The sequence below is a fragment of the Roseobacter sp. HKCCD7870 genome, from assembly GCF_037830315.1.
Lineage (GTDB): Bacteria > Pseudomonadota > Alphaproteobacteria > Rhodobacterales > Rhodobacteraceae > M30B80.
Genome location: NZ_JBBLYO010000001.1, coordinates 885,366 through 908,067, shown reverse-complemented (window position 1 = coordinate 908,067; position 22,702 = coordinate 885,366). Strand labels below are relative to the sequence as shown.

The 22,702-nt window shown below is 55.5% G+C and carries 22 protein-coding genes and 1 pseudogene; 22 read left to right on the top strand and 1 reads right to left on the bottom strand.

What is annotated here, in order from left to right:
• Nucleotides 1–217 precede the first annotated feature (217 nt).
• From AAC637_RS04590 to AAC637_RS04485, 22 genes and pseudogenes are all read left to right on the top strand, one after another.
• On the top strand, nucleotides 218–583 hold the full coding sequence (locus tag AAC637_RS04590) for an NADH-quinone oxidoreductase subunit A (RefSeq protein ID WP_317656069.1): 366 nt from the start codon (nucleotides 218–220) through the stop codon (nucleotides 581–583).
• A complete protein-coding gene (locus tag AAC637_RS04585; protein ID WP_317656068.1) occupies nucleotides 574–1,107 on the top strand; it encodes a NuoB/complex I 20 kDa subunit family protein in 534 nt (177 codons plus the stop codon). Before AAC637_RS04590 ends, AAC637_RS04585 begins: the two co-directional genes overlap by 10 nt.
• 48 nt (nucleotides 1,108–1,155) lie before the next feature.
• The gene (locus tag AAC637_RS04580) at nucleotides 1,156–1,779 is read left to right on the top strand and encodes an NADH-quinone oxidoreductase subunit C (protein ID WP_340302508.1); all 624 of its coding nucleotides are present in this window, start codon (nucleotides 1,156–1,158) and stop codon (nucleotides 1,777–1,779) included.
• Nucleotides 1,779–2,999 (top strand): NADH-quinone oxidoreductase subunit D, encoded by a 1,221-nt coding sequence (locus AAC637_RS04575; protein WP_340303146.1) that lies wholly within the window; start codon nucleotides 1,779–1,781, stop codon nucleotides 2,997–2,999. The genes AAC637_RS04580 and AAC637_RS04575 overlap by 1 nt, the downstream gene beginning before the upstream one ends.
• A gap of 66 nt (nucleotides 3,000–3,065) precedes the next feature.
• Nucleotides 3,066–3,920: pseudogene (gene nuoE, locus AAC637_RS04570) on the top strand (NADH-quinone oxidoreductase subunit NuoE); the annotation flags it as partial.
• A 194-nt stretch (nucleotides 3,921–4,114) separates the two neighbouring features.
• Entirely contained in the window at nucleotides 4,115–4,804 is a 690-nt protein-coding gene (locus AAC637_RS04565; protein ID WP_340302507.1) for a hypothetical protein, read from the top strand.
• A 126-nt stretch (nucleotides 4,805–4,930) separates the two neighbouring features.
• Nucleotides 4,931–5,203: a DUF5337 domain-containing protein gene (locus tag AAC637_RS04560; RefSeq protein ID WP_317656064.1), complete on the top strand. Its 273-nt coding sequence runs from the start codon at nucleotides 4,931–4,933 to the stop codon at nucleotides 5,201–5,203.
• A 3-nt stretch (nucleotides 5,204–5,206) separates the two neighbouring features.
• Nucleotides 5,207–6,493, top strand: a complete 1,287-nt coding sequence (gene nuoF / locus AAC637_RS04555) for an NADH-quinone oxidoreductase subunit NuoF (protein ID WP_340302506.1) — start codon at nucleotides 5,207–5,209, stop codon at nucleotides 6,491–6,493.
• 117 nt (nucleotides 6,494–6,610) lie between these two features.
• Nucleotides 6,611–7,054, top strand: coding sequence for a DUF5333 domain-containing protein (locus AAC637_RS04550; RefSeq protein WP_340302505.1), 444 nt, complete (start codon nucleotides 6,611–6,613; stop codon nucleotides 7,052–7,054).
• Nucleotides 7,055–7,124: 70 nt separating this feature from the next.
• A complete protein-coding gene (nuoG, locus tag AAC637_RS04545) occupies nucleotides 7,125–9,146 on the top strand; it encodes an NADH-quinone oxidoreductase subunit NuoG (protein ID WP_340302504.1) in 2,022 nt (673 codons plus the stop codon).
• A gap of 49 nt (nucleotides 9,147–9,195) precedes the next feature.
• The gene (locus AAC637_RS04540) at nucleotides 9,196–9,582 is read left to right on the top strand and encodes a hypothetical protein (protein ID WP_340303145.1); all 387 of its coding nucleotides are present in this window, start codon (nucleotides 9,196–9,198) and stop codon (nucleotides 9,580–9,582) included.
• A 7-nt stretch (nucleotides 9,583–9,589) separates the two neighbouring features.
• Nucleotides 9,590–10,627 (top strand): NADH-quinone oxidoreductase subunit NuoH, encoded by a 1,038-nt coding sequence (gene nuoH / locus AAC637_RS04535; protein WP_317656056.1) that lies wholly within the window; start codon nucleotides 9,590–9,592, stop codon nucleotides 10,625–10,627.
• 3 nt (nucleotides 10,628–10,630) lie between these two features.
• Nucleotides 10,631–11,125, top strand: coding sequence for an NADH-quinone oxidoreductase subunit NuoI (gene nuoI / locus AAC637_RS04530; protein WP_317656054.1), 495 nt, complete (start codon nucleotides 10,631–10,633; stop codon nucleotides 11,123–11,125).
• A 23-nt stretch (nucleotides 11,126–11,148) separates the two neighbouring features.
• Complete coding sequence (locus AAC637_RS04525) at nucleotides 11,149–11,565, top strand: carboxymuconolactone decarboxylase family protein (RefSeq protein ID WP_340302503.1); 417 nt, start codon at nucleotides 11,149–11,151, stop codon at nucleotides 11,563–11,565.
• Between the two features lie 3 nt (nucleotides 11,566–11,568).
• Nucleotides 11,569–12,183, top strand: coding sequence for an NADH-quinone oxidoreductase subunit J (locus AAC637_RS04520; RefSeq protein WP_317656051.1), 615 nt, complete (start codon nucleotides 11,569–11,571; stop codon nucleotides 12,181–12,183).
• Nucleotides 12,184–12,251: 68 nt separating this feature from the next.
• Complete coding sequence (gene nuoK, locus AAC637_RS04515; protein WP_317656049.1) at nucleotides 12,252–12,560, top strand: NADH-quinone oxidoreductase subunit NuoK; 309 nt, start codon at nucleotides 12,252–12,254, stop codon at nucleotides 12,558–12,560.
• 4 nt (nucleotides 12,561–12,564) lie between these two features.
• On the top strand, nucleotides 12,565–14,706 hold the full coding sequence (gene nuoL / locus AAC637_RS04510; RefSeq protein ID WP_340302502.1) for an NADH-quinone oxidoreductase subunit L: 2,142 nt from the start codon (nucleotides 12,565–12,567) through the stop codon (nucleotides 14,704–14,706).
• 9 nt (nucleotides 14,707–14,715) lie between these two features.
• Complete coding sequence (locus tag AAC637_RS04505; protein ID WP_340302501.1) at nucleotides 14,716–16,260, top strand: NADH-quinone oxidoreductase subunit M; 1,545 nt, start codon at nucleotides 14,716–14,718, stop codon at nucleotides 16,258–16,260.
• Between the two features lie 10 nt (nucleotides 16,261–16,270).
• Nucleotides 16,271–17,707, top strand: coding sequence for an NADH-quinone oxidoreductase subunit NuoN (gene nuoN / locus AAC637_RS04500; protein WP_340302500.1), 1,437 nt, complete (start codon nucleotides 16,271–16,273; stop codon nucleotides 17,705–17,707).
• Nucleotides 17,697–18,452 carry a biotin--[acetyl-CoA-carboxylase] ligase gene (locus tag AAC637_RS04495; RefSeq protein ID WP_340302499.1) on the top strand — a complete coding sequence of 252 codons (756 nt, stop codon included), beginning with the start codon at nucleotides 17,697–17,699 and terminating at the stop codon, nucleotides 18,450–18,452. Before nuoN ends, AAC637_RS04495 begins: the two co-directional genes overlap by 11 nt.
• A 12-nt stretch (nucleotides 18,453–18,464) precedes the next feature.
• Nucleotides 18,465–19,241 (top strand): type III pantothenate kinase, encoded by a 777-nt coding sequence (locus AAC637_RS04490; RefSeq protein ID WP_340302498.1) that lies wholly within the window; start codon nucleotides 18,465–18,467, stop codon nucleotides 19,239–19,241.
• Nucleotides 19,241–20,920 (top strand): ribonuclease J, encoded by a 1,680-nt coding sequence (locus AAC637_RS04485; protein ID WP_340302497.1) that lies wholly within the window; start codon nucleotides 19,241–19,243, stop codon nucleotides 20,918–20,920. The genes AAC637_RS04490 and AAC637_RS04485 overlap by 1 nt, the downstream gene beginning before the upstream one ends.
• A 29-nt stretch (nucleotides 20,921–20,949) precedes the next feature.
• Here the strand turns inward: AAC637_RS04485 and AAC637_RS04480 are convergent, their stop codons facing one another.
• Nucleotides 20,950–22,635: a DEAD/DEAH box helicase gene (locus tag AAC637_RS04480; protein ID WP_340302496.1), complete on the bottom strand. Its 1,686-nt coding sequence runs from the start codon at nucleotides 22,633–22,635 to the stop codon at nucleotides 20,950–20,952.
• Between the last annotated feature and the right edge of the window lie 67 nt (nucleotides 22,636–22,702).

The following is a 22,702-nucleotide window of genomic DNA, read 5'->3' as shown; positions in this document are numbered from 1 at the left end:
GACATACCGCCCGATGCAGGTGTCGCGCAACATAGGGTTAGCGCAATCTGCGCCTTGCGGCATAAATTTGCACGAAACTCGGGCCTTTGGTTGAAAAAAGCAGCGACAAAACGTGCGCAATGCGCGCGCATCGGTTGACCACTTCAAGGCTTGGCGCTAGACCCTGCGCTGACCGGACACCCTTTGCCACGGTTCCTGACAACCGAGGGAGAGCATCTTGCAAGACCTTCTTTCTGAATATGCGCCAATTTTGATCTTTCTTGCCATGGCCATCGGCCTTGGCCTGATCCTGATTTTGGCTGCTGTGATTGTCGCTGTGCGCAATCCTGATCCTGAAAAAGTTTCCGCCTATGAATGCGGGTTCAACGCCTTTGATGATGCGCGCATGAAATTTGATGTGCGTTTCTATTTGGTGTCGATCCTGTTCATCATCTTTGATTTGGAAATCGCGTTCCTGTTCCCATGGGCGGTTGCCTTCCCAGATATGTCGATGACGGCGTTCTGGTCGATGATGGTGTTCTTAGGCGTGCTGACCATTGGCTTTGCCTATGAATGGAAGAAAGGAGCGCTGGAATGGGAGTGATGACAGGTCAAAACACCGCAGGTGTGGACAAAGAGGTCGCCACCCAAGCGCTTAATCGCGAGCTTCAGGATAAAGGGTTTTTGTTGACCTCGACAGAGGACATCATCAACTGGGCGCGCACGGGCAGCTTGCATTGGATGACATTTGGTCTGGCATGCTGCGCGGTTGAGATGATGCATACCTCAATGCCGCGCTATGATGCAGAACGGTTCGGGATCGCCCCACGCGCCTCTCCACGCCAGTCGGATGTTATGATCGTGGCGGGCACTTTGACCAACAAAATGGCCCCTGCGTTGCGCAAGGTTTACGACCAGATGCCTGAACCGCGCTATGTGATCTCGATGGGATCTTGTGCGAATGGCGGCGGTTATTACCATTACAGCTATTCCGTTGTGCGCGGCTGTGATCGGATTGTGCCAGTGGATATTTATGTTCCTGGCTGCCCTCCGACCGCTGAAGCGCTGCTTTATGGTATCCTTCAGTTGCAGCGCAAAATCCGTCGCACGGGAACGATTACGCGCTAAGGCGCATCTTTGGGCGCAAGGCGCCCGAACCAAAAAGAGAGTGACGCAATGAGCTACCAGGCCTTGCAAGAATTGGCGAACTATCTGGCCGAAAAGCAGCCCGAAGCCGTGATGGGCAGCACCATCACACGCGGCGAATTGACGGTCGAGGTCTCCTTGGCCCATCTGTTGGATTTCGTGGAATTCATGAAACTCGACCGCAATTGCGCCTTCTCGACCTTGGTCGATGTGACCGCTGTGGATTACCCCGGTCGGGAGCGGCGCTTTGATTTGGTCTGGCATTTCTTGTCCATGTATCAAAATCAGCGCATCCGCCTTAAAGCGGCGCTGCGCGAGGATGAGATGGCCCCCTCCATCGTGTCGATCCATCCATCGGCGAATTGGTTCGAGCGTGAAGTGTTCGATATGTTCGGCATTCTCTTTACAGGCCATCCCGATCTGCGCCGCATTTTGACCGATTACGGCTTTCGCGGTCATCCGTTGCGCAAGGATTTCCCGACCACTGGCTATGTCGAGCTGCGCTATGACGAGGCGCTTAAGCGTGTGGTCTACGAGCCTGTAAAACTGGTTCAGGAATACCGCCAATTTGATTTCATGAGCCCATGGGAAGGCGCGCAATATGTGCTGCCCGGGGATGAGAAGGCAGACCAAGCCAAGGAGGCGCAGAAATGATGGACGGCTCCAAAGGATTTGAAGACGCGCTGACAGGCGAGCAGAAAATTCGCAATTTCAATATCAATTTCGGGCCACAACACCCCGCCGCGCATGGCGTGTTGCGTTTGGTGCTAGAATTGGACGGCGAGATTTGCGAGCGCTGCGATCCGCATATTGGTCTTTTGCATCGCGGCACAGAAAAGCTGATGGAAAGCCGCACCTATCTGCAAAACCTGCCCTATTTCGACCGTTTGGATTACGTTGGCACGATGAACCAAGAGCACGCATGGTGCTTGGCGATCGAACGTATGACAGGTGTCGAGGTGCCGCGCCGCGCCCAATTGATCCGTGTTCTCTACTGCGAGATCGGGCGTATCTTGAACCATTTGCTGAACGTAACAACGCAGGCGATGGATGTGGGCGCGCTGACGCCACCCCTTTGGGGCTTTGAGGAGCGCGAAAAGCTGATGGTGTTTTACGAGCGCGCCTGTGGTGCGCGTTTGCACGCAGCCTATTTCCGCCCCGGTGGCGTGCACCAAGACCTGCCCCCTGAATTGATTACGGATATCGATACATGGGCGCAGGACTTCCCGCGCGTGTTGTCAGATATTGACGGGCTTTTGACCGAAAACCGCATCTTCAAACAGCGCAATGTCGATATTGGCATTGTGACCGAAGAAGATATTCAAAACTGGGCATTCTCGGGGGTTATGGCTCGCGGGTCTGGTTTGGCATGGGATTTGCGCCGCGCGCAGCCCTATGAATGCTATGACGAGTTCGAATTCCAAATCCCTGTGGGCAAGAATGGCGATTGCTATGATCGCTACCTGTGCCGCATGGAGGAAATGCGCCAATCCATTTCGATCATCCGCCAAGCCTGTGCCAAGTTGCAAATGCCCGAAAATCAGGGCGATGTTCTGGCACGCGGCAAGATCACCCCGCCCTCACGCGGTGAGATGAAAACCTCGATGGAGGCGCTGATCCATCACTTCAAACTTTACACCGAGGGCTTCCACGTCCCTGAGGGCGAAATTTACGCCGCGGTCGAGGCCCCGAAAGGTGAGTTTGGTGTCTATCTGGTTTCTGATGGCAGCAACAAACCTTACCGTTCTAAGATCCGCGCCCCTGGATTTGCGCATCTTCAGGCGATGGATCACCTATGCCGCGGCCACCAATTGGCGGATGTTTCTGCTGTTCTTGGGTCGCTTGATGTTGTGTTTGGTGAGATTGACCGCTGATCCCGGATCGGCCTTTGCAGCGGCGGGATCACCGCCGCGTTCAACCTGTTGACGGAAAACTTTACGATGCTCAGACGCCTTCATTCGGAACAGCCAGATAGCTTTGCCTTTACCCCTGAAAATCAGGCATGGGCTCAGGCGCAGATCACCAAATATCCCGAAGGACGTCAGGCTTCGGCGATTATTCCCCTGTTGTGGCGCGCACAAGAACAGGAAGGGTGGCTCAGCAAGCCTGCGATTGAATATGTCGCTGATATGCTCGGCATGGCCTATATCCGCGCCTTGGAAGTCGCGACCTTCTATTTCATGTTCCAATTGCAGCCCGTGGGCAGCGTGGCGCATATTCAGGTTTGTGGCACCACCTCCTGCATGATCTGTGGCGCGGAAGATTTGATTGGCATTTGCCGCGAGAAAATTGCCCCCAACCCGCATGAGCTGTCGAAAGATGGCAAGTTTTCGTGGGAAGAGGTCGAATGTTTGGGCGCCTGTTCCAACGCGCCAATGGCGCAGATCGGCAAGGACTATTACGAAGACCTGACGGTGGCGCGCCTGTCTGAGATTATTGATGAATTGTCGGCAGGCAAGGTGCCGACACCGGGGCCACAAAATGGCCGCTACACATCCGAGCCTGCATCGGGTCTGACCAGTTTGGCCGCACATGAAAAGGGCCGCGATCCGCTGAATGCCTCCGCGCGATTGGCGGCGGATATCGGTGATACGGTCAAGCGGATTGATGGCACCGAGGTGCCATTGCTGGCCCCGTGGGGTAAGCAGTCATCGGCTGGCCTTCCCAAGGAGGCCGCGCGGCCTAAACCCGCAAATGCGGCGAAGAAAGCCCCTGCGAAAAAGCCTGCTGCGAAGAAACCAGCCGCCAAAAAGGCAGCGGCAAAGCCCACATCGCGCAAGCCAAAGTCGAGCGAATAAGCGGCTTTACCACGTAAAATTCGGATCAATTCCACAAAAAACCCGCCTTTATGGCGGGTTTTTTACATCTTACCCCATGAAAAGATGTTTTTTATATGTGAAAAGATAGGGTAAGTTGCGGGGCATTAAGGCGCGACAGGCGCATGTCGAAATCAGTGATCAAAAATCTACGATCAGACGGGGGAAAATAAATGAGCGAGAATTCAGGGGGTTTGACCTGTGCAGCTGTGTCATGGGGCTTGGCGGCATTGGTCGGCGCATTTGCAGGGGTGCTTGTAGCAGTCCTTGGCGATTGGAGCTTTATGCAAGCGGTGTTTGCGGCCGTGATCGTGGCGGTTGGTGTGGGGTTGTTTTTGATGCTCACGCTGTGTCGCAGCTTGCCTGAGCCCACCAATAAGAGTGTGTCTGCGCCACAGCCCGTAGCGCCAAAACCCGCGGCCCCGAAGGCTGCGGCACCTGCAGCATCCGCGACCACAAAACCTGCTGCAAAACCTAAAGCCGCCCCCAAGCCAAAAGCAGCGGCAAAACCCAAAGCCGCAGCAAAACCCAAAGCGCCTGCCAAAGCCGCCGCGCCTGCGGCCACCACAGGCGCAGGCACGCGCCCTGCCGCCTTGAGCGCCGCGCGCGCCTCGGGGGCGGATGATCTGAAAATGATCAAAGGCGTTGGCCCAAAACTGGAGGCGTTGCTCAATCGTTTAGGGTTTTACCATTTTGACCAAGTTGCCTCTTGGACGGCGGATGAGGTCGTATGGGTTGATCAGAACCTCGAAGGGTTTAAGGGCCGCGTCAGCCGCGATAATTGGGTTGCGCAGGCGAAAACCTTGGCCGCAGGTGGGCAAACGGAATTCTCAAAACGCGTTGGCGATGGGGATGTTTACTAAGTCCTAATGCGAATTCCTGCAAAAGGCGGCCCTGCATCCCAGATGCGGGGCCGCTTTTTCTTGCAGCTTGCAGCCACCCCCGTTAAAACCCCGAGCAAATGACATGCCATGTTGCAGACCAAATGAATGACCCGCAAACTGCCCATGCAAAACGCTGAAGATGCCGCGCTCGACCGCAAGGGGCGGGTGGCTGCCTTGGTTATTGCGGGGGCAATGCTGTTGTGGATGTTGATGCAGGCCATCGGTGCCCATCTTGGGTGGCCTGCGAGACTGGCTTTTTTGTTTGACCTTGCGGCAATTGCGGCCCTTTTCTGGGCGCTTGTGGTAACGTATCAGGTATGGCAAGGCCGTAAAAAACTCCGTGCGGGGCACGGGCAGCGCCAGAACGACAAGGACTAGGACATGCTTCAGGATAAAGACCGCATCTTTACCAACATCTATGGGATGCATGAGCGCAGCCTGAAAGGCGCAAAGGCACGGGGCCATTGGGATGGCACCAAAGACCTGATTGCGCTGGGCCGTGACAAAATCATTGAGATCATGAAAGCATCGGGATTGCGGGGCCGTGGCGGGGCAGGGTTCCCCACAGGTCTGAAATGGTCCTTCATGCCGAAGGAAAGCGATGGTCGCCCCTCCTACTTGGTGGTGAATGCAGACGAATCTGAGCCTGGCACCTGTAAAGACCGCGAGATCATGCGCCATGACCCGCATACGCTTATTGAGGGGTGCTTGATCGCCTCCTTCGCGATGGGGGCCCATGCCTGCTACATCTATGTCCGCGGTGAATATATCCGCGAACGCGAGGCCCTGCAGGCCGCGATTGATGAATGTTATGATACGGGCCTTCTGGGCAAAAATGCCGCGAAATCGGGTTGGGATTTTGATCTATACCTGCATCACGGGGCAGGGGCCTATATTTGCGGCGAGGAAACCGCACTTCTTGAAAGCCTTGAGGGCAAAAAAGGCATGCCACGCATGAAGCCACCCTTCCCTGCGGGGGCGGGTCTTTATGGATGCCCGACCACGGTGAACAATGTCGAATCAATCGCAGTTGTGCCGACCATCCTGCGCCGTGGGGCTGAATGGTTTGCGGGCTTTGGGCGCCCCAATAATGCGGGGACAAAACTTTTTGCGATTTCTGGCCATGTGAACACTCCTTGCGTGGTGGAAGAGGCGATGTCGATCACCTTTGAGGAATTGATCGAGCGTCATTGCGGCGGCATTCGCGGTGGCTGGGATAACCTTAAGGCCGTCATTCCCGGTGGATCATCTGTGCCCTGTATCCGTGGTGAGGATATGCGCGAGGCCATCATGGATTTTGATTATCTGCGCGAACAGCGCTCTGGCCTTGGCACAGCAGCGGTGATCGTGATGGATAAATCCACAGACATCATCAAAGCGATTTGGCGTTTGTCGAAGTTCTACAAGCACGAATCTTGTGGCCAATGCACGCCTTGCCGCGAAGGCACGGGCTGGATGATGCGCGTGATGGATCGTTTGGTCAAAGGCGAGGCATCGGTTGAAGAAATCGATATGCTGCTTGATGTGACCAAGCAGGTTGAAGGTCATACAATTTGCGCGCTTGGCGATGCGGCTGCATGGCCGATCCAAGGTTTGATCCGCAATTTCCGTGATGAAATTGAAGATCGCATCAAATCAAAACGCGGTGCCGCGATTGCAGCAGAATGATAGAGAACGGGGCCCTTGCGGCCCCGTTTTTGTATCTACCGTTGGCCTAAGCCGTGCACGGGCTTGTGAATTGCGCTCTGACACCCGATGTGGCCTGATTTGAATATGGTGACGCAGATGCACAAATCCCCTCGAAATGGCCCGCGCGCGATGATGCGTGCCTTGGTCGTTACGCTGCTTTTGGCAGCAGCGGCGATGCCTGCAAGGGCTGAGGATCGCTTTGATGCCTTGCGCAACGATCCCCAAATTCATGAGGGTCTATTGGTCATCTCAATCGGGCGATTGGTGCGCAATCATTGTGACAGTATCAATGCACGGATTCTGCGCGCTTGGGCTTTTGCACAAAGCTTGGTTGATCGCGGCATATCCTTGGGCTATTCGCGTGCTGAGCTAGAAGACTATCTCGATAGCGATGCTGACAAAGCACGGTACCGTGCCCTAGCAGCGGCCTATCTGGCAGAGCGCGAAGCAACTGTCGAAGATGCCCAATCTATGTGCAGATTGGGCCGCGACGAAATTTCTTCGCAGTCAGCCGTTGGCAGATTGCTTATTGAGGGTTAGAAGGCACCAAAAGCGAATTTGCAGGGCATAAATTCCAGACCCGCCCTGAGGCCAACGAAGGACCGCGCGCATGAGCGACCTGAGAAAAATCGTAATTGATGGGAATGAGATCGAGGTGGAAGGGGCGATGACCCTGATCCAAGCTTGTGAAGTGGCAGGAATCGAAATTCCGCGCTTCTGCTATCACGAGCGCCTCTCCATCGCGGGCAACTGCCGGATGTGTTTGGTTGAGGTTGTAGGCGGCCCCCCCAAACCTGCGGCCTCTTGCGCGATGCAGGTGCGCGATTTGCGCCCTGGCCCCGAAGGTCAGCCGCCTGTGGTGAAAACCAATTCGCCCATGGTGAAGAAAGCCCGCGAAGGGGTGATGGAGTTTCTTCTGATCAACCACCCGCTGGATTGCCCGATTTGTGACCAAGGCGGTGAATGTGATCTGCAAGATCAGGCCATGGCTTATGGCGTGGATTTCAGTCGGTATCGCGAATCCAAACGTGCCTCAGAAGATTTGGATTTGGGCCCCTTGGTCGAAACCCACATGACGCGCTGCATTTCCTGCACGCGCTGCGTGCGCTTCACCACTGAGGTGGCAGGGATCACCCAAATGGGACAGACAGGCCGTGGCGAGGATGCAGAGATCACCTCTTATCTTGGGGAAACTCTGAATTCGAACTTGCAGGGCAACATTATCGACCTGTGCCCCGTGGGCGCGCTGACCTCCAAGCCTTATGCCTTTACCGCGCGGCCTTGGGAGTTGAGCAAGACCGAGACTATCGATGTCATGGACGCGCTTGGCAGCAACATCCGCGTGGATACAAAAGGGCGCGAAGTGATGCGTATCCTGCCGCGCAACCATGATGGCGTGAACGAGGAATGGATTTCGGATAAAACCCGCTTTGTGTGGGATGGCCTGCGCCGCCAGCGGCTTGATGTGCCCTATATTCGCGAAAAAGGTAAATTGCGCAAAGCAACGTGGGGCGAGGCTTTGGCCAAAGCCGCCGAGGCGCTGAAAGGCGCCAAGAAAATTGCAGGTCTCGTGGGTGATTTGGCCCCCGTTGAAGCGATTTTCGCAATGAAACAGATGATCGAGGGTCAAGGTGGCGTTGTAGAATGCCGCACCGATGGCGCGAAATTGCCCGAAGCCAATCGCGCGGCCTATGTGGGCACAGCGGCGATTGAAGATATTGATCACGCAGATCATATCATCCTCATCGGCATCAACCCCCGCCTTGAGGCCCCCGTGCTCAATGCGCGGATTCGCAAAGCATGGGCGCGCGGCGCAAATGTCGAGGTGATCGGCGAAGCGGCTGATCTGACCTATGACTATGCACATCTGGGCACAGATCGTGCGGCCTTGGAGAAGACCTTGTCTCGTGCGGCAGGGGCGGTCGCAAAGCAGGCATCACTGGTCATCATCGGCCAAGGGGCCCTGCGCGAGGCCGATGGCGAGGCGGTTTTGGCCGCAGCGCAAGCCTTGGCTGAGAAAACCAAATCGGGCCTCTTGGTCTTGCACACGGCCGCGGCCCGCGTGGGCGCGATGGATGTGGGCGCTGTTACCAAGGGGGGGCTGACCGCCGCGGTAAAAGATGCGGATGTCATCTATAACCTCGGCGCAGATGAGGTTGAGATCACCGATGGTGCCTTTGTTATCTATCAAGGCAGCCACGGGGATCGTGGCGCGCATCGTGCGGATGTCATTCTGCCTGCTGCGGCTTATACCGAAGAAAATGGCCTCTTTGTAAACACCGAAGGGCGTCCGCAATTGGCGCTGCGCGCGAATTTCCCGCCCAATGAGGCCAAGGAAAATTGGGCGATTTTGCGCGCCCTTTCTGCCGAATTGGGCGCAACATTGCCTTACGACACCCAAACCCAATTGCGTCAGGCCTTGGTGAAAGCCGTGCCGCATTTGGCTATGGTGGACGAGTTGCCCGCAAATTCAGGCCCGGCTCTGACGCAAAAGGCCTTGGGTAAGGCAGATTTCAAATCGGCGATTGCAGATCATTACCTAACCAACCCGATTGCCCGCGCCAGCCAATTGATGGCCGAGCTATCGGCGAATGCAAAGGCGCGTAATGCGGCCGCACTGGCGGCTGAATGACGAAATGATGTTCCGCGATTTACATCATATTATCTCGAAACGGGGTTCTATGATGGTCGCGGGGCTGATATGGGCGGGCTTAGGCCTTGCGGGATGCCAGACCATTCCGCGTTACGATCAAGGGCCACCCACTTTTTATGACGGTGTAGAGACAAGACTACTGGACGACGACTTGGTGAATTTCATCGTGCAAATGTCAGGCGCGGCCACGACAAGTAATGTCGAGGACTATGCCAAATGTGCGGCAGCGCAATATGCGCTGATCCGTGGATATGGTTTTGCGCGACATGTGCGCACAAATGTATACGAAGAGGGTGGCATTTGGCGCGGAGATGCGGTTTACACCATCTCGCCATCGCTCCCGCTCGGGTCGCAGACGATAGATGCAGAAGTCATCGTTGCGGCCTGTCAGGATAACGGCATACCGACGGTTTGAGGACGACATGGACGGTTTCTTATCAACCACGCCCGGAATGATGCTGATCATCGCAGCACAATGTTTGCTTGTGATCGGCTTTGTGATGGTTTCGCTACTTTTCCTTGTTTATGGCGACCGCAAAATCTGGGCGGCTGTTCAGATGCGCCGCGGCCCCAATGTGGTGGGTGTGTTCGGCCTGTTGCAGACCGTGGCCGATGCGCTGAAATATGTCGTGAAGGAGGTCGTGATCCCCGCAGGTGCGGATCGCCCCGTATTCCTTCTGGCGCCAATGACCAGTTTTGTCTTGGCCATGATTGCTTGGGCGGTGATCCCGTTTAATGATACATGGGTTCTGGCCGATTTGAACGTGGCAATCCTTTATGTTTTCGCGATTTCCTCGCTTGAGGTTTATGGCGTGATCATGGGGGGCTGGGCGTCCAACTCGAAATATCCGTTCCTTGGCTCTTTGCGTTCCGCAGCGCAAATGATCTCTTATGAGGTGTCCATTGGTCTGATCATCGTTGGGGTGATCATTTCGACTGGTTCGCTGAACTTTGGCGATATTGTGCGCGCGCAGGACGGGGATTTCGGCCTGTTCTCGTGGTATTGGTTGCCGCATTTGCCGATGGTGTTTTTGTTCTTCATCTCGGCGCTTGCCGAAACCAACCGCCCGCCCTTCGATTTGCCCGAAGCGGAATCGGAATTGGTCGCGGGCTATCAGGTTGAATATTCTTCGACACCGTTCTTGCTGTTCATGGCCGGCGAATATATCGCAATTTTCTTGATGTGCGCGCTGATGACGCTGTTGTTCTTCGGCGGTTGGCTGTCGCCCATTCCAGGGGTTGCAGATGGCGCGCTGTGGATGGTCGCCAAGATGGCCGTATTCTTCTTCTTCTTCGCGATGGTAAAGGCGGTTGTGCCGCGCTACCGCTATGACCAATTGATGCGCATCGGTTGGAAAGTGTTCCTGCCTATGTCTTTGGCTTGGGTCGTCTTGGTCGCCTTCCTCGCAAAGTTTGAACTCTTTGGTGGGGCATATGCCCGTTGGGCGATTGGGGGCTGAACGATGACACAGATCGATTATACCCGCGCTGCAAAATATTTCTTGCTGGTCGACTTTTTTAAGGGCTTCAAGCTGGGCTTTAAGTATTTCTTTGCCCCCAAAGCGACCGTCAATTACCCGCATGAAAAGGGGCCGTTGTCGCCGCGTTTTCGCGGGGAACATGCGCTGCGCCGCTATCCTAATGGCGAAGAACGCTGCATCGCGTGTAAATTATGCGAGGCGATTTGCCCCGCACAGGCGATCACGATTGACGCTGAACCCCGCGAGGACGGCAGCCGCCGCACCACGCGCTACGATATCGATATGACCAAATGCATCTATTGCGGTTTCTGCCAAGAGGCTTGCCCTGTGGATGCGATTGTTGAAGGGCCGAATTTCGAATTCGCCACGGAAACCCGTGAAGAACTGTATTACGACAAGGCCAAACTTCTGGCCAATGGTGAGAGATGGGAAGCGGAAATTGCCCGCAACCTAGAGTTGGACGCGCCGTATCGGTAAGTCCGAACCTGTGAGTGTGTAAAATGAGTAACGAGTCCCCCCAGAACCCTTTCGAGGCATTGATGCGCCAAACGCAAGAGATGACACAGGACTTCCTCAAGGCGGTTAACCCCGCCATGGCGAATATTACTGCGTCAAATCTTGATAAACTTTGGCCCACCATGCCCGCCGAAATGATGGAGGCTTTCTTTGGAAAGCAATTCAATCCTGAGGGTTTGGACGCGAAAACGCGGCTGCTTTTGACCCTGCATGGTCTGACCGTTCAGGGCGCATTGGCCGAGGCGCAAATCCGTATGACGGTGCGCCACGCGGTCGAGGCAGGGGCAAGCCCGCAAGAGATTGCTGAGACCATTGGCATGGCCGCGATGTTTGGCGGTGTGCCTGCGATGAACAAAGCGATGGAACTGGCCAAAGCGGCCATTGACGAAGGCGAGGACTGAAATATGGGCGTGGCCGATATCACCTTCTATGCGTTTTCAACCGTTCTGGTTGCCGCAGCACTTTTGGTGGTGCTGGCCCGCAACCCCGTGCATTCGGTTCTGTGGCTGATCCTCAGTTTCCTGTCTGCGGCGGGTTTGTTCGTCCTTTTGGGCGCTGAATTTGTCGCGATGCTGCTGATCATTGTCTATGTGGGTGCGGTGGCGGTGTTGTTCCTTTTTGTGGTGATGATGTTGGATGTCGATTTCGCCGAACTTAAGGCGGGAATGGCGCAATATATGCCACTCGCGCTTTTGATTGGTGTGGTTTTGTTGATCCAGCTTGGCCTTGCCTATGGCACATGGGCCTTTTCAGACGGGATTGATACTCGCCTTGGCAACCCAACCCCCGCAATCGATCAGATGCACAACACCAAAGCCTTGGGGATGATCCTTTATGATCATTACCTGTTGGTGTTCCAATTGGCAGGTTTGGTTTTGTTGGTTGCGATGGTGGGCGCGATTGTTCTGACGCTGCGCCACCGCGTAGACGTCAAACGCCAGAATGTCTTGGCACAAATGTATCGTGATCCTGCGAAAGCGATGGAACTAAAAGACGTAAAGCCTGGTCAAGGGCTGTGACATAAGCGGGACTTTTGGCCCCGCAGAATATTGAATGACCATGAGGGAAACCCCCTCGGAGGGACGAGATGACGATCGGACTGGAACACTACCTGACGGTGGCGGCTGCGCTCTTTGTGATCGGGATTTTTGGCATCTTCCTCAATCGGAAGAATGTCATCGTGATCCTGATGTCAGTCGAATTGATTTTGCTATCGGTAAATATCAACCTTGTCGCGTTTTCCTCCTATTTGGGGGATTTGACGGGTCAGGTCTTTACCATGTTCGTCCTGACAGTCGCCGCGGCAGAGGCCGCGATTGGTCTTGCGATCCTTGTCTGTTTCTTCCGCAACCGTGGCACCATCGCGGTTGAAGATGTTTCGAATATGAAGGGCTGAGCCGATGGAAACGATCCTGCTTTTTGCACCGCTCATCGGCGCGCTTTTGGCTGGCTTTGGCTGGCGGTGGTTTGGTGAACAACTCGCCTGCATCATTGCAACCGCGCTTTTGTTCTTGTCGATGATCCTGTCTTGGGCCGTGTTCATCGGGTTTGATGGCGAAACCTATTCCATCTCAATCCTGCGTTGGGTGGAATCAGGCAGCCTGTTCACGGATTGGGCCATTCGCATTGATCGCTTGACGGCGATTATGTTGATTGTGATCACCTCTGTCTCTGCGCTGGTGCATCTTTATTCCTTTGGCTACATGGCGCATGACGACAATTTCCGCGAAGGCGAAAGTTATCGCCCGCGGTTCTTTGCCTATCTGTCGTTCTTCACCTTTGCCATGCTGATGCTGGTGACCGCGGATAACCTGCTGCAACTCTTCTTCGGGTGGGAAGGGGTCGGGGTCGCCTCCTATCTTTTGATTGGCTTCTACTTCCGCAAGCCAAGCGCAGGTGCGGCGGCGATGAAGGCCTTTATCGTCAACCGCGTTGGCGATTTCGGCTTCTTGTTGGGTATCTTCGGTCTGTATTGGATGGCGGACTCGATCCAATTCGATGTGATTTTACCGATGGGTGCGGAACTGGCAGAGCAAAGCTTTGCCTTCCTCGGCTTTGAGGTAAATGCCGCCAATACAATCGCAATGCTGTTGTTCATCGGCGCGATGGGGAAATCGGCGCAGCTCTTGCTGCACACATGGTTGCCTGACGCGATGGAAGGCCCGACCCCTGTATCCGCGCTGATCCACGCTGCAACCATGGTGACGGCGGGGGTCTTCTTGGTCTGCCGTATGTCGCCGATTATGGAACACGCCCCCTATGCTACAAACTTCATCATCATCCTTGGCGCGCTGACCGCGTTCTTCGCGGCTACGGTTGGATTGGTGCAGAACGATATCAAGCGCGTCATCGCCTATTCCACCTGTTCGCAATTGGGATATATGTTCGTTGCGGCAGGGGTTGGGGTTTATTCGGTGGCGATGTTCCACCTCTTCACCCACGCATTCTTCAAAGCAATGCTGTTCCTTGGCGCGGGCTCGGTTATCCACGCGATGCATCATGAGCAGGATATGCGCAATTACGGCGGATTGCGGAAGAAGATCCCCTATACATTCGCGGCCATGCTGATTGGCACGTTGGCCATCACGGGCGTTGGTATCCCGCTGACCTATTATGGCTTTGCAGGGTTCCTGTCCAAAGACGCGGTGATTGAAAGCGCCTATGCTTTTGGCGGTGGTTTGGGCCATTACGCCTTCTGGATGTTGGTGATCGCTGCTGCCTTCACCAGCTTCTATTCATGGCGTTTGATGTTCCTCACATTCTTTGGCACCCCGCGGGGTGACAAGCACACGCATGATCACGCACATGAAAGCCCTGCGGTGATGTTGATCCCGCTTGGCGTTCTGGCCTTTGGTGCGGTGTTTGCCGGTATGATCTGGCTGAAGCCGTTCTTTGGGCATCCAGATGAGGTCGGTAAATTCTTTGGCGTCCCCTATGCTGAGGCAATGGCACATGGTGAAGGGGATGCAACCCATGGCACCGAAGGTCACACCGATGCGACCATGGCCGAAGCAGGTCATGATGCGACCCATGCCGCCACGCATGAGGGCACAGCCGAAGCTGAACATCACTACGTCTTTACGGGCGCACCTGGTGAAGGGGCCATTCACCAAGCCCCGGATAACACGGTTCTCAGTGACGCGCATGAAGTGCCCAAATGGGTCAAAGTTGCGCCGTTTATCGCGATGTTGGGCGGGCTGCTTGTGGCTTATATCTTCTACATCGCTGTCCCAAGCCTTCCTGCCCGTTGGGCAGCGGTCAATCGCCCGCTTTATCTGTTCTTGCTGAACAAGTGGTATTTTGACGAGATTTATGACGCGGTCTTTGTGGGCCCTGCTCAGGCGATTGGCCGTGTCTTTTGGAAGCTTGGCGATACCAAAATCATTGACGGGGGGATCAACGGCCTTGCCCTTGGGATCATCCCCTTCTTAACCCGCCTCGCAGGGCGTGCGCAGTCGGGTTACGTTTTCCATTATGCATTTGCCATGGTGATCGGGGTAGTAGCACTGATCACATGGATCAGCCTTTCGATTGGAGGCTAAGGGATTTCCATGGACAACTTACTTTCCATCGTCACCTTCCTGCCTATGGTTGCGGCCCTCATCCTTGCGCTGTTTTTGCGCGGCGAGGATGAGGCGGCACAGCTTGGAGCCAAGCGTTTGGCGCTGGCAGCCACCACCGCAACCTTCCTGATCTCCTTGGCGATCCTTGTGCAATTCGATGCGAATGACACGGGCTTCCAAATGGTGGAAGAACGGGAATGGCTCTTTGGCCTCAGCTATAAATTGGGTGTAGACGGGATCAGCGTGCTATTCGTTCTGCTGACCACATTCTTGATGCCCATTACAATCGCTGCCTGTTGGGGCGTAGAGCATCGCGTCAAAGAATACATGATCGCGCTTTTGGTTCTCGAAAGCCTGATGATCGGTGTCTTTGTGGCATTGGATTTGGTGCTGTTCTACCTGTTCTTCGAAGCGGGCCTGATCCCGATGTTCTTAATTATCGGGATTTGGGGCGGCAAAAACCGCATCTATGCGGCGTTCAAATTCTTCCTCTACACCTTCCTTGGTTCGGTGCTGATGCTGGTGGCGATGGTGGCGATGTATATTGATGCAGGCACCACCGATATCCCTACATTGTTGACACATGAATTCTCGGCGGCAGGCATCAGCCTCTTTGGATGGCAGATTGCAGGTGGGATGCAGATGTTGCTTTGGCTTGCTTTCTTCGCGTCATTTGCGGTCAAAATGCCAATGTGGCCTGTCCATACATGGTTGCCCGATGCGCACGTTCAGGCGCCAACCGCAGGCTCTGTGGTTCTGGCGGCAATTTTGCTGAAGATGGGCGGATACGGTTTCTTGCGCTTTAGCTTGCCCATGTTCCCAATCGCCTCTGACATCATGGCGCCATTGGTGCTGTGGATGTCTGTGATTGCGATCATCTACACCTCACTGGTCGCGATGGTGCAAGAAGACATGAAAAAGCTGATCGCTTACTCATCGGTCGCGCATATGGGATATGTGACGATGGGGATTTTCGCCGCCAATCAACAAGGTGTTGATGGCGCGATTTTCCAAATGATCAGCCACGGCTTTGTTTCGGGGGCGTTGTTTCTCTGTGTTGGCGTGATCTATGATCGCATGCATACGCGCGAGATTGACGCTTATGGCGGTCTGGTAAATCGGATGCCCGCTTATGCGGCGGTGTTCATGCTGTTCACCATGGCCAATGTGGGCCTTCCTGGCACATCGGGCTTTGTCGGTGAATTCCTGACCTTGATGGGTGTTTTCCATGTGAACACGCTGATTGGGCTGTTGGCGGCAACAGGCGTGATATTGTCGGCGGCCTATGCGCTGTGGCTCTATCGCCGCGTGGTGTTTGGTGACCTGATCAAGGAAAGCCTGAAATCCATCACTGACATGACCGCGCGCGAAAAGGTGATTTTCGCGCCATTGGCGGTGATGACCATTCTATTGGGTGTCTATCCGAGCCTCGTCACCGATATTATTGGCCCCTCGGTAGAGGCGCTTTTGTCGAATTATCACACAAGCGTTGCGGAGTTTGCCCCCGCAACTGCGCTTGCAGCCAGCCATTGAGGAATTTCTAATGATCGGCGCAGACCTCGCAGTTTTGATCCCAGAGATTGTCCTGTCCATCTATGCGATGGCGGGGCTGATGTTGGCTGTTTACACCACCAAAGATGGCATGGCGCCTGCGTTAACCTACGCGACCGCCGCAGTCTTCGCCATTATGGCGCTCTATGTCGCGGCAACAAGTAAGGGCGATGCAAGCAGCTTTGGTGGCATGATCGTGGTTGATGATTTTGCGCGCTTTGCCAAAATTGTGATCCTTTTGTCCGCGGCGGCAATTTTGATCGTAGGCCAAGAGGCGATGCAGAAATCGGGCCTTGGTCGGTTTGAATATCCGATGATTGTCACCTTGGCGGTTGTTGGCATGATGATCATGGTGTCCGCTGGTGATTTGATCGTGCTTTACATGGGGTTGGAGCTGCAATCCTTAGCTCTTTATGTGGTTGCCGCCTTGCGCCGTGACAGCGTGCGCTCAACCGAGGCGGGCCTTAAATATTTCGTGCTTGGCGCTCTCTCCTCGGGTCTTTTGCTCTATGGCGCGTCCCTCGTTTACGGCTTTGCGGGAACTACGCTTTTTGCGGGCATCATCGAGGCCTCGATGGGGGGTATGTCTTTGGGCATGGTGTTTGGCCTTGTCTTTATGGCGGCAGGTCTGGCCTTCAAAGTATCAGCGGCCCCGTTCCATATGTGGACACCTGATGTTTATGAGGGCGCACCAACCCCTGTGACAGCCCTTTTCGCAACTGCCCCGAAAATGGCCGCAATGGGCCTATTTGCCCGTGTCGTTTACGATGCCTTTGGCATGGCCATTTCCGATTGGCAGCAGATCGTTGCGGCCTTGGCGGTTTTGTCGATGTTTGTCGGGGCCATTGCGGCGATTGGCCAAACAGATATCAAACGCCTGATGGCTTATTCCTCCATCGGGCATATGGGTTTTGCCCTGATGGGTCTGGCTTCTGGCACGGGGCAGGGTGTCGAGGCGATGCTGATCTATATGGCGATCTATGTAACCATGAATATTGGTGTTTTCTCCTTCATCATGTCGATGGAGAAAGATGGTTACCCCGTCACTGATATCTCTGCCTTGAACGGCTATGCCACCGCGCAATCGGGCCAGGCCTTGGCGGTTTTGGTGCTGATGTTCAGTCTCGCTGGTGTCCCACCCATGTTGGGCTTTTTCGCGAAATACACGGTCTTGGTCGCGGCTGTTGATGCAGGCTTGGTATGGTTGGCCGTGGCAGGGGTCATCGCCTCTGTTATAGGCGCCTACTATTATTTGCGTATCGTCTATTTCATGTATTTTGGCGAACCGCGCGAAGGCCTAGATGGGCGGATGTCGATCATCCAATTCTTGGGCCTGACGATTTCCGCTGTAGTCATGATTGCGGGCATTGTGAATTTGTTCGGGATTGACCATTTGGCGGCCAACGCGGCGCAGGCACTTGTGCGCTGACAGCACGACGGTTGAACGGGTCATTTTGGCCCGTGTCGACAGCACCATGGCCGAAGCGGAGCGGCGCTTGCGCGCCGCGCCGCTAGAGCGACCCACATGGATTTTGGCCCATACCCAAGAGGCGGGATATGGTCGCCGGGGGCGGGCATGGCGCGCCCCCCTTGGTAACTTCACAGCCTCATTCATCCTGCCACTCAACTGCCCCCCGCAAGAGGCAGCTTTGCGCTCGTTCACCGCGGCGCTGGCCTTGCGCGATGCTTTGGCCAATTATGTGGCGCCTGACGCATTGACCTTAAAATGGCCCAATGATGTGCTGCTTCATGGTCAGAAAATCGCGGGCATCCTGTTGCAAAGCCACGCGATCACTGCGGGCCAGCAGGGGCATTTGGTGATCGGCATCGGTGTGAACCTTCGGCACAGCCCAGATGTGGCGGGCCTTGAGGAGGGCGCGTTTGCGCCCATTGATCTGTTCAGCGTTGCAGGCCAATGCCCAGACCCTGAAACCTTTTTAGATCAGCTGACCCCTCGCATGGCTCATTGGGAGGCGCAGATCTCTCAGCAGGGTTTTGCCCCTGTGCGCGCCGCATGGATGACCCACGCCGCCAAGCGCGGCGAAGTCATTTTGGCGCGTTTGCCCAATCGGGACATTCGTGGTGTTTTTGACGATGTCGATGAAACTGGTAATCTGATATTAACCACGCCGAGCGGGCCTTGTGCCATTGCGGCGGCGGATATTTATTTTTAGGGGGCGTGCGAGATGCTTCTTTGCGTGGATTGCGGCAATACGAATACGGTATTTTCTCTATGGGATGGCGCGCAATTTCTGTGCACATTACGCACCGCAACCGAGCATCAACGCACCGCAGATCAATATTACGTTTGGTATTCGACCTTGATGGATCATTATGGGCTAAAACCCAAGATTGAAGCGGTGATTATCTCCTCAACTGTGCCGCGCGTGGTCTTTAACTTGCGCGTATTGTGTGATCGCTATTTCGACTGCCGCCCGCTTGTGGTTGGTAAATCTGAGTGTCTTTTGCCTGTGCCGCCACGGGTGGATGCAGGCACGCAAGTGGGGCCTGACCGCTTGGTCAATACCGCGGGCGCCTATGATCGCCATGGCGGCGATTTGATTGTGGTGGATTTCGGCACAGCAACCACCTTTGACGTTGTGGCCGAGGATGGCGCTTATGTGGGTGGTGTTATCGCGCCTGGCGTAAACCTTAGCCTTGAAGCATTGCATCATGCAGCCGCCGCCTTGCCCCATGTTGATGTGACAAAACCGCAATCGGTGATTGGCACCAATACCGTGACCTGCATGCAGTCGGGCGTGTTTTGGGGCTATGTGGGCCTTGTGCGTGGCATATGTGACCGCATTCGCGCCGAGCGTGACCGCCCGATGCGGATAGTTGGGACAGGGGGGCTTGCGCCGCTCTTCTCTACGGGCGATGTGTTGTTTGACCGGATCGAAGATGATCTGACCATGCATGGTCTGACCGTGATCCATAAATATAACGAGGAACAGGCAAGCTGATGAGCGATCGAAACAGGCTGATCTATCTTCCCCTTGGCGGGGCAGGTGAGATCGGAATGAACGCATATGTCTATGGTGTTGGAGAACAAGGTGCGGAGCGTTTAATCCTTGTCGATTGCGGCGTCAGCTTTCCCGACATGGATGGTCAACCGGGCGTTGACCTGATCCTGCCTGATGTCGCGTGGTTGGAAGAACGCGCAGATCGCCTTGAGGGGATTTTCATCACCCACGCCCATGAAGATCACGTTGGCGCCCTTGGCCATTTGTGGGGGCGCCTGCGCGCGCCTGTTTACGCCCGTAATTTCACGGCCATCCATGCGCGCCGCAAATTGGAGGAGGCGGGTCACAACCCTGATCAGGTGCGGGTCGTTGGGGCCTATCCCGAAGTGGTGGAAGCAGGCCCGTTCAAGGTGCAATTTGCCCCTGTCTCGCATTCCATCCCTGAAAGCTCGGGCCTTGTTATCGACACTGAACATGGCCGCGTGGTGCATTCGGGTGATTTCAAAATCGACACGAACCCGATGGTCGGCGAACCCTTTGACGAAGCTATGTGGGGCGAGATCGCAGGGAAGGGGGTCTTGGCCTATATCTGCGACAGCACCAATGTGTTTTCGCGCCATGAGGGGCGTAGCGAAAGCCAGTTGCCAGAACCCATCACAGCGCTGATTGGGCGCGCGCAGGGTATGATGGTGGCGACCACCTTTGCCTCCAATGTTGCACGGGTGAAAACCTTGGCCGATGCCGCGGTGGCCAATGGCCGTTCCGTCTGTCTGCTGGGCCGTGCGATGCAACGCATGATCCGCGCCTCGGTCGAGGCAGGCGTGCTGACTGATTTCCCCTCGACCGTGTCAGTTGAGGAAGCCTGCGATATCCCACGCGAAAACCTCATGCTGATTGTGACAGGCAGTCAGGGGGAACGGCGGGCAGCCTCGGCGGCCCTATCGCGCGGCTCTTATTTGGGGATGGAGCTGAAAGAGGGCGATATGTTCCTGTTCTCGTCCAAAACCATTCCGGGCAATGAGGTTTCCGTGGGGCGTATTCAAAACGCGCTTGCAGAAATCGGGGTAGAGATTGTGGATGAGCAATCGGGCTTTTTCCATGTGTCGGGCCATGCCAATCGCCCCGATTTGGAAAAGATGCATGATATTTTGCGTCCACGTATCCTTGTGCCCAATCATGGTGAATTCCGCCATTTGCGCGAACATGCACGGCTTGCCATGGAAAAGGGAATGCTTGGCCTTGTTGCGCCAAATGGCACAATGTTGGAATTGTCGGGCAATGCGCCCGCTGCGGTGGAATATGTCGAGGTCGCGCGGGATTACCTAGATGGCAGCACACGGGTGGGCGCCTATGACGGGGTGATCCGTGATCGCATGAAATTGGCCCTAAACGGCCTCGTGATTGCGGCGCTGATTGTCGATGAAGATGACAGCTTGATTGAAGATGCATGGGTCGAGCTGCGTGGTCTGCCAGATCATTTGCGCAATGGCCATGGCAGTTTAACCGAGATGCTCGAGGATGAATTGGCCGATCTTCTGCCGCGTCTGGATCGCAAGATCACCCGTGATGACGACAAGATTGAGGAGGCGGTGCGCCGCGCCATCCGCCAATCTGTTCAGGCTGAAATCGGCAAAAAGCCTGAGGTCAGCGTGATCATTAGCCGCCTTGTTGCGGAATAAAAAAACGCCCCAAGCTGGGGCGTTTTGTTTTATTCTTCTGATACTGCTTCGGCGGGGGTTTCTGCCCCTGCCGCCTCAGGTCTTTCTTTAGGTTTGCGCGGGCTGCGCTTGCGCTTTGGCTTTGGGGCCTCCTCAGTGGCGGCCACTGGCGTCTCAATCTCTTGCGCCTCAGCTTGGCTCTGCTCATCCTCTGCATCGGCAGAGACATAGCTGCTGCTTGGCCCGCGGCGTTCGTCAAAGCTGAGCGCGATAAAGCTTGGTAAATGCTCACCCATGCCAACAACACGATGTCCGCCACCTTGTCCGCCGCGATTGCGTCCGCCGCGCTCATGGCGGTCATGGCTGCGCTCGGGGCGCGGCGCCGCGCTGCTCGGCGTTGGCTGGGGCGAGGTGTTGTCTTCGGACACCTCTTTGGGCGCTTCGGTCTTTGTTTCAGTCTTTGCTGTGCTGCCCTCATCGCCCTCGTGCGACTTGCGGCGACCACGCCCCCCGCGGCTGCGGCGCGGCTTGTCGCGGTCATCATTCGCCGCGTCCGCTTCATGAGGCTTTGGCGCGCTTGTGGGGCTCCATGGCAGGGGCTCATCAGTCGGAATGGGCTTGCCAATCAAGGCCTCAATCGCCGTGAGATATTTTTCATCTGCAGGCACCGCGATGGTGATTGCGCGGCCCTTACGCCCCGCGCGGCCCGTGCGGCCAATACGGTGGACGTAATCCTCGGCGTGAGAGGGGACGTCATAATTAAACACATGGCTTACGCTTGGCACATCAAGCCCGCGCGCGGCCACATCTGAGGCCACAAGAAAGCGAAGGCTTCCTTCGCGGAACCCATCCAAGGTGCGCATGCGTTGCGGTTGATCCAAATCGCCATGAATAGGGGCGGCATCCAGCCCGTGTTTCTTCAATGATTTTGCGACTATATCGACATCCACCTTGCGATTGCAGAAGATGATGGCATTTGTGCAACCCTCGCCCTCTGCGGCAATCGCGGCGCGCAGCATGGTGCGCTTTTCTTTCGCGCTTGTGTCGCGGCGGGTGGGTTTGAAAGAAAACAACGCCTGCGTGATTGTGTCGGATGTCGTGGATTGGCGCGCCACTTCGATCCGCGCGGGATTCGATAAAAATGTTGATGTGATCCGCTCAATCTCTGGGGCCATCGTGGCAGAGAAAAAGAAGGTTTGGCGCGTGAAGGGCGTCAGCGAGAAAATCCGCTCAATATCGGGGATAAAGCCCATATCCAACATGCGGTCGGCCTCATCCACCACCATGATCTGAACGCCCGTCAACAACAGTTTGCCGCGCTCGAAATGATCCAAGAGACGGCCCGGTGTGGCGATCAGAACATCGACACCTCGATCAATCAGAAGGTCTTGCTCTTTGAATGATACGCCGCCAATCAGCAGCGCCTTGGTCAGTTTCAGATGCTTGGTGTAGGTGTCGAAATTTTCAGCCACCTGTGCCGCCAATTCGCGGGTGGGACAAAGAACAAGGCTGCGTGGCATCCGCGCCCGTGCCCGCCCCCGTGCCAAAAGCGTGATCATGGGCAATGTGAAACTTGCGGTTTTGCCTGTGCCCGTCTGAGCAATCCCCAAAACATCGCGCCCTTCCAATGCGGGGGGGATTGCGCCTGCCTGTATGGGGGTTGGGGTTTCATACCCTGCTTCAGATATAGCTTTCAGAACCTTCGGATTGAGGTTTAGATCGGTGAATTTGGTCATATGCGTCCGTTCTGGCCAGTCTCAACTGGCATATGTGAAGGAGCGCATATACTCGCGCGCTCCGCGG

Bases quoted from the DNA above. Each gene is read 5' to 3' on its own strand.
- AAC637_RS04585 (WP_317656068.1), top strand. From the start codon at position 574: ATGGGAGTGATGACAGGTCAAAACACCGCAGGTGTGGACAAAGAGGTC.
- AAC637_RS04580 (WP_340302508.1), top strand. From the start codon at position 1,156: ATGAGCTACCAGGCCTTGCAAGAATTGGCGAACTATCTGGCCGAAAAG.
- AAC637_RS04575 (WP_340303146.1), top strand. From the start codon at position 1,779: ATGGACGGCTCCAAAGGATTTGAAGACGCGCTGACAGGCGAGCAGAAA.
- AAC637_RS04565 (WP_340302507.1), top strand. From the start codon at position 4,115: ATGAGCGAGAATTCAGGGGGTTTGACCTGTGCAGCTGTGTCATGGGGC.
- AAC637_RS04560 (WP_317656064.1), top strand. From the start codon at position 4,931: ATGACCCGCAAACTGCCCATGCAAAACGCTGAAGATGCCGCGCTCGAC.
- nuoF (WP_340302506.1), top strand. From the start codon at position 5,207: ATGCTTCAGGATAAAGACCGCATCTTTACCAACATCTATGGGATGCAT.
- AAC637_RS04550 (WP_340302505.1), top strand. From the start codon at position 6,611: ATGCACAAATCCCCTCGAAATGGCCCGCGCGCGATGATGCGTGCCTTG.
- nuoG (WP_340302504.1), top strand. From the start codon at position 7,125: ATGAGCGACCTGAGAAAAATCGTAATTGATGGGAATGAGATCGAGGTG.
- AAC637_RS04540 (WP_340303145.1), top strand. From the start codon at position 9,196: ATGATGGTCGCGGGGCTGATATGGGCGGGCTTAGGCCTTGCGGGATGC.
- nuoH (WP_317656056.1), top strand. From the start codon at position 9,590: ATGGACGGTTTCTTATCAACCACGCCCGGAATGATGCTGATCATCGCA.
- nuoI (WP_317656054.1), top strand. From the start codon at position 10,631: ATGACACAGATCGATTATACCCGCGCTGCAAAATATTTCTTGCTGGTC.
- AAC637_RS04525 (WP_340302503.1), top strand. From the start codon at position 11,149: ATGAGTAACGAGTCCCCCCAGAACCCTTTCGAGGCATTGATGCGCCAA.
- AAC637_RS04520 (WP_317656051.1), top strand. From the start codon at position 11,569: ATGGGCGTGGCCGATATCACCTTCTATGCGTTTTCAACCGTTCTGGTT.
- nuoK (WP_317656049.1), top strand. From the start codon at position 12,252: ATGACGATCGGACTGGAACACTACCTGACGGTGGCGGCTGCGCTCTTT.
- nuoL (WP_340302502.1), top strand. From the start codon at position 12,565: ATGGAAACGATCCTGCTTTTTGCACCGCTCATCGGCGCGCTTTTGGCT.
- AAC637_RS04505 (WP_340302501.1), top strand. From the start codon at position 14,716: ATGGACAACTTACTTTCCATCGTCACCTTCCTGCCTATGGTTGCGGCC.
- nuoN (WP_340302500.1), top strand. From the start codon at position 16,271: ATGATCGGCGCAGACCTCGCAGTTTTGATCCCAGAGATTGTCCTGTCC.
- AAC637_RS04490 (WP_340302498.1), top strand. From the start codon at position 18,465: ATGCTTCTTTGCGTGGATTGCGGCAATACGAATACGGTATTTTCTCTA.
- AAC637_RS04485 (WP_340302497.1), top strand. From the start codon at position 19,241: ATGAGCGATCGAAACAGGCTGATCTATCTTCCCCTTGGCGGGGCAGGT.
- AAC637_RS04480 (WP_340302496.1), bottom strand. From the start codon at position 22,635: ATGACCAAATTCACCGATCTAAACCTCAATCCGAAGGTTCTGAAAGCT.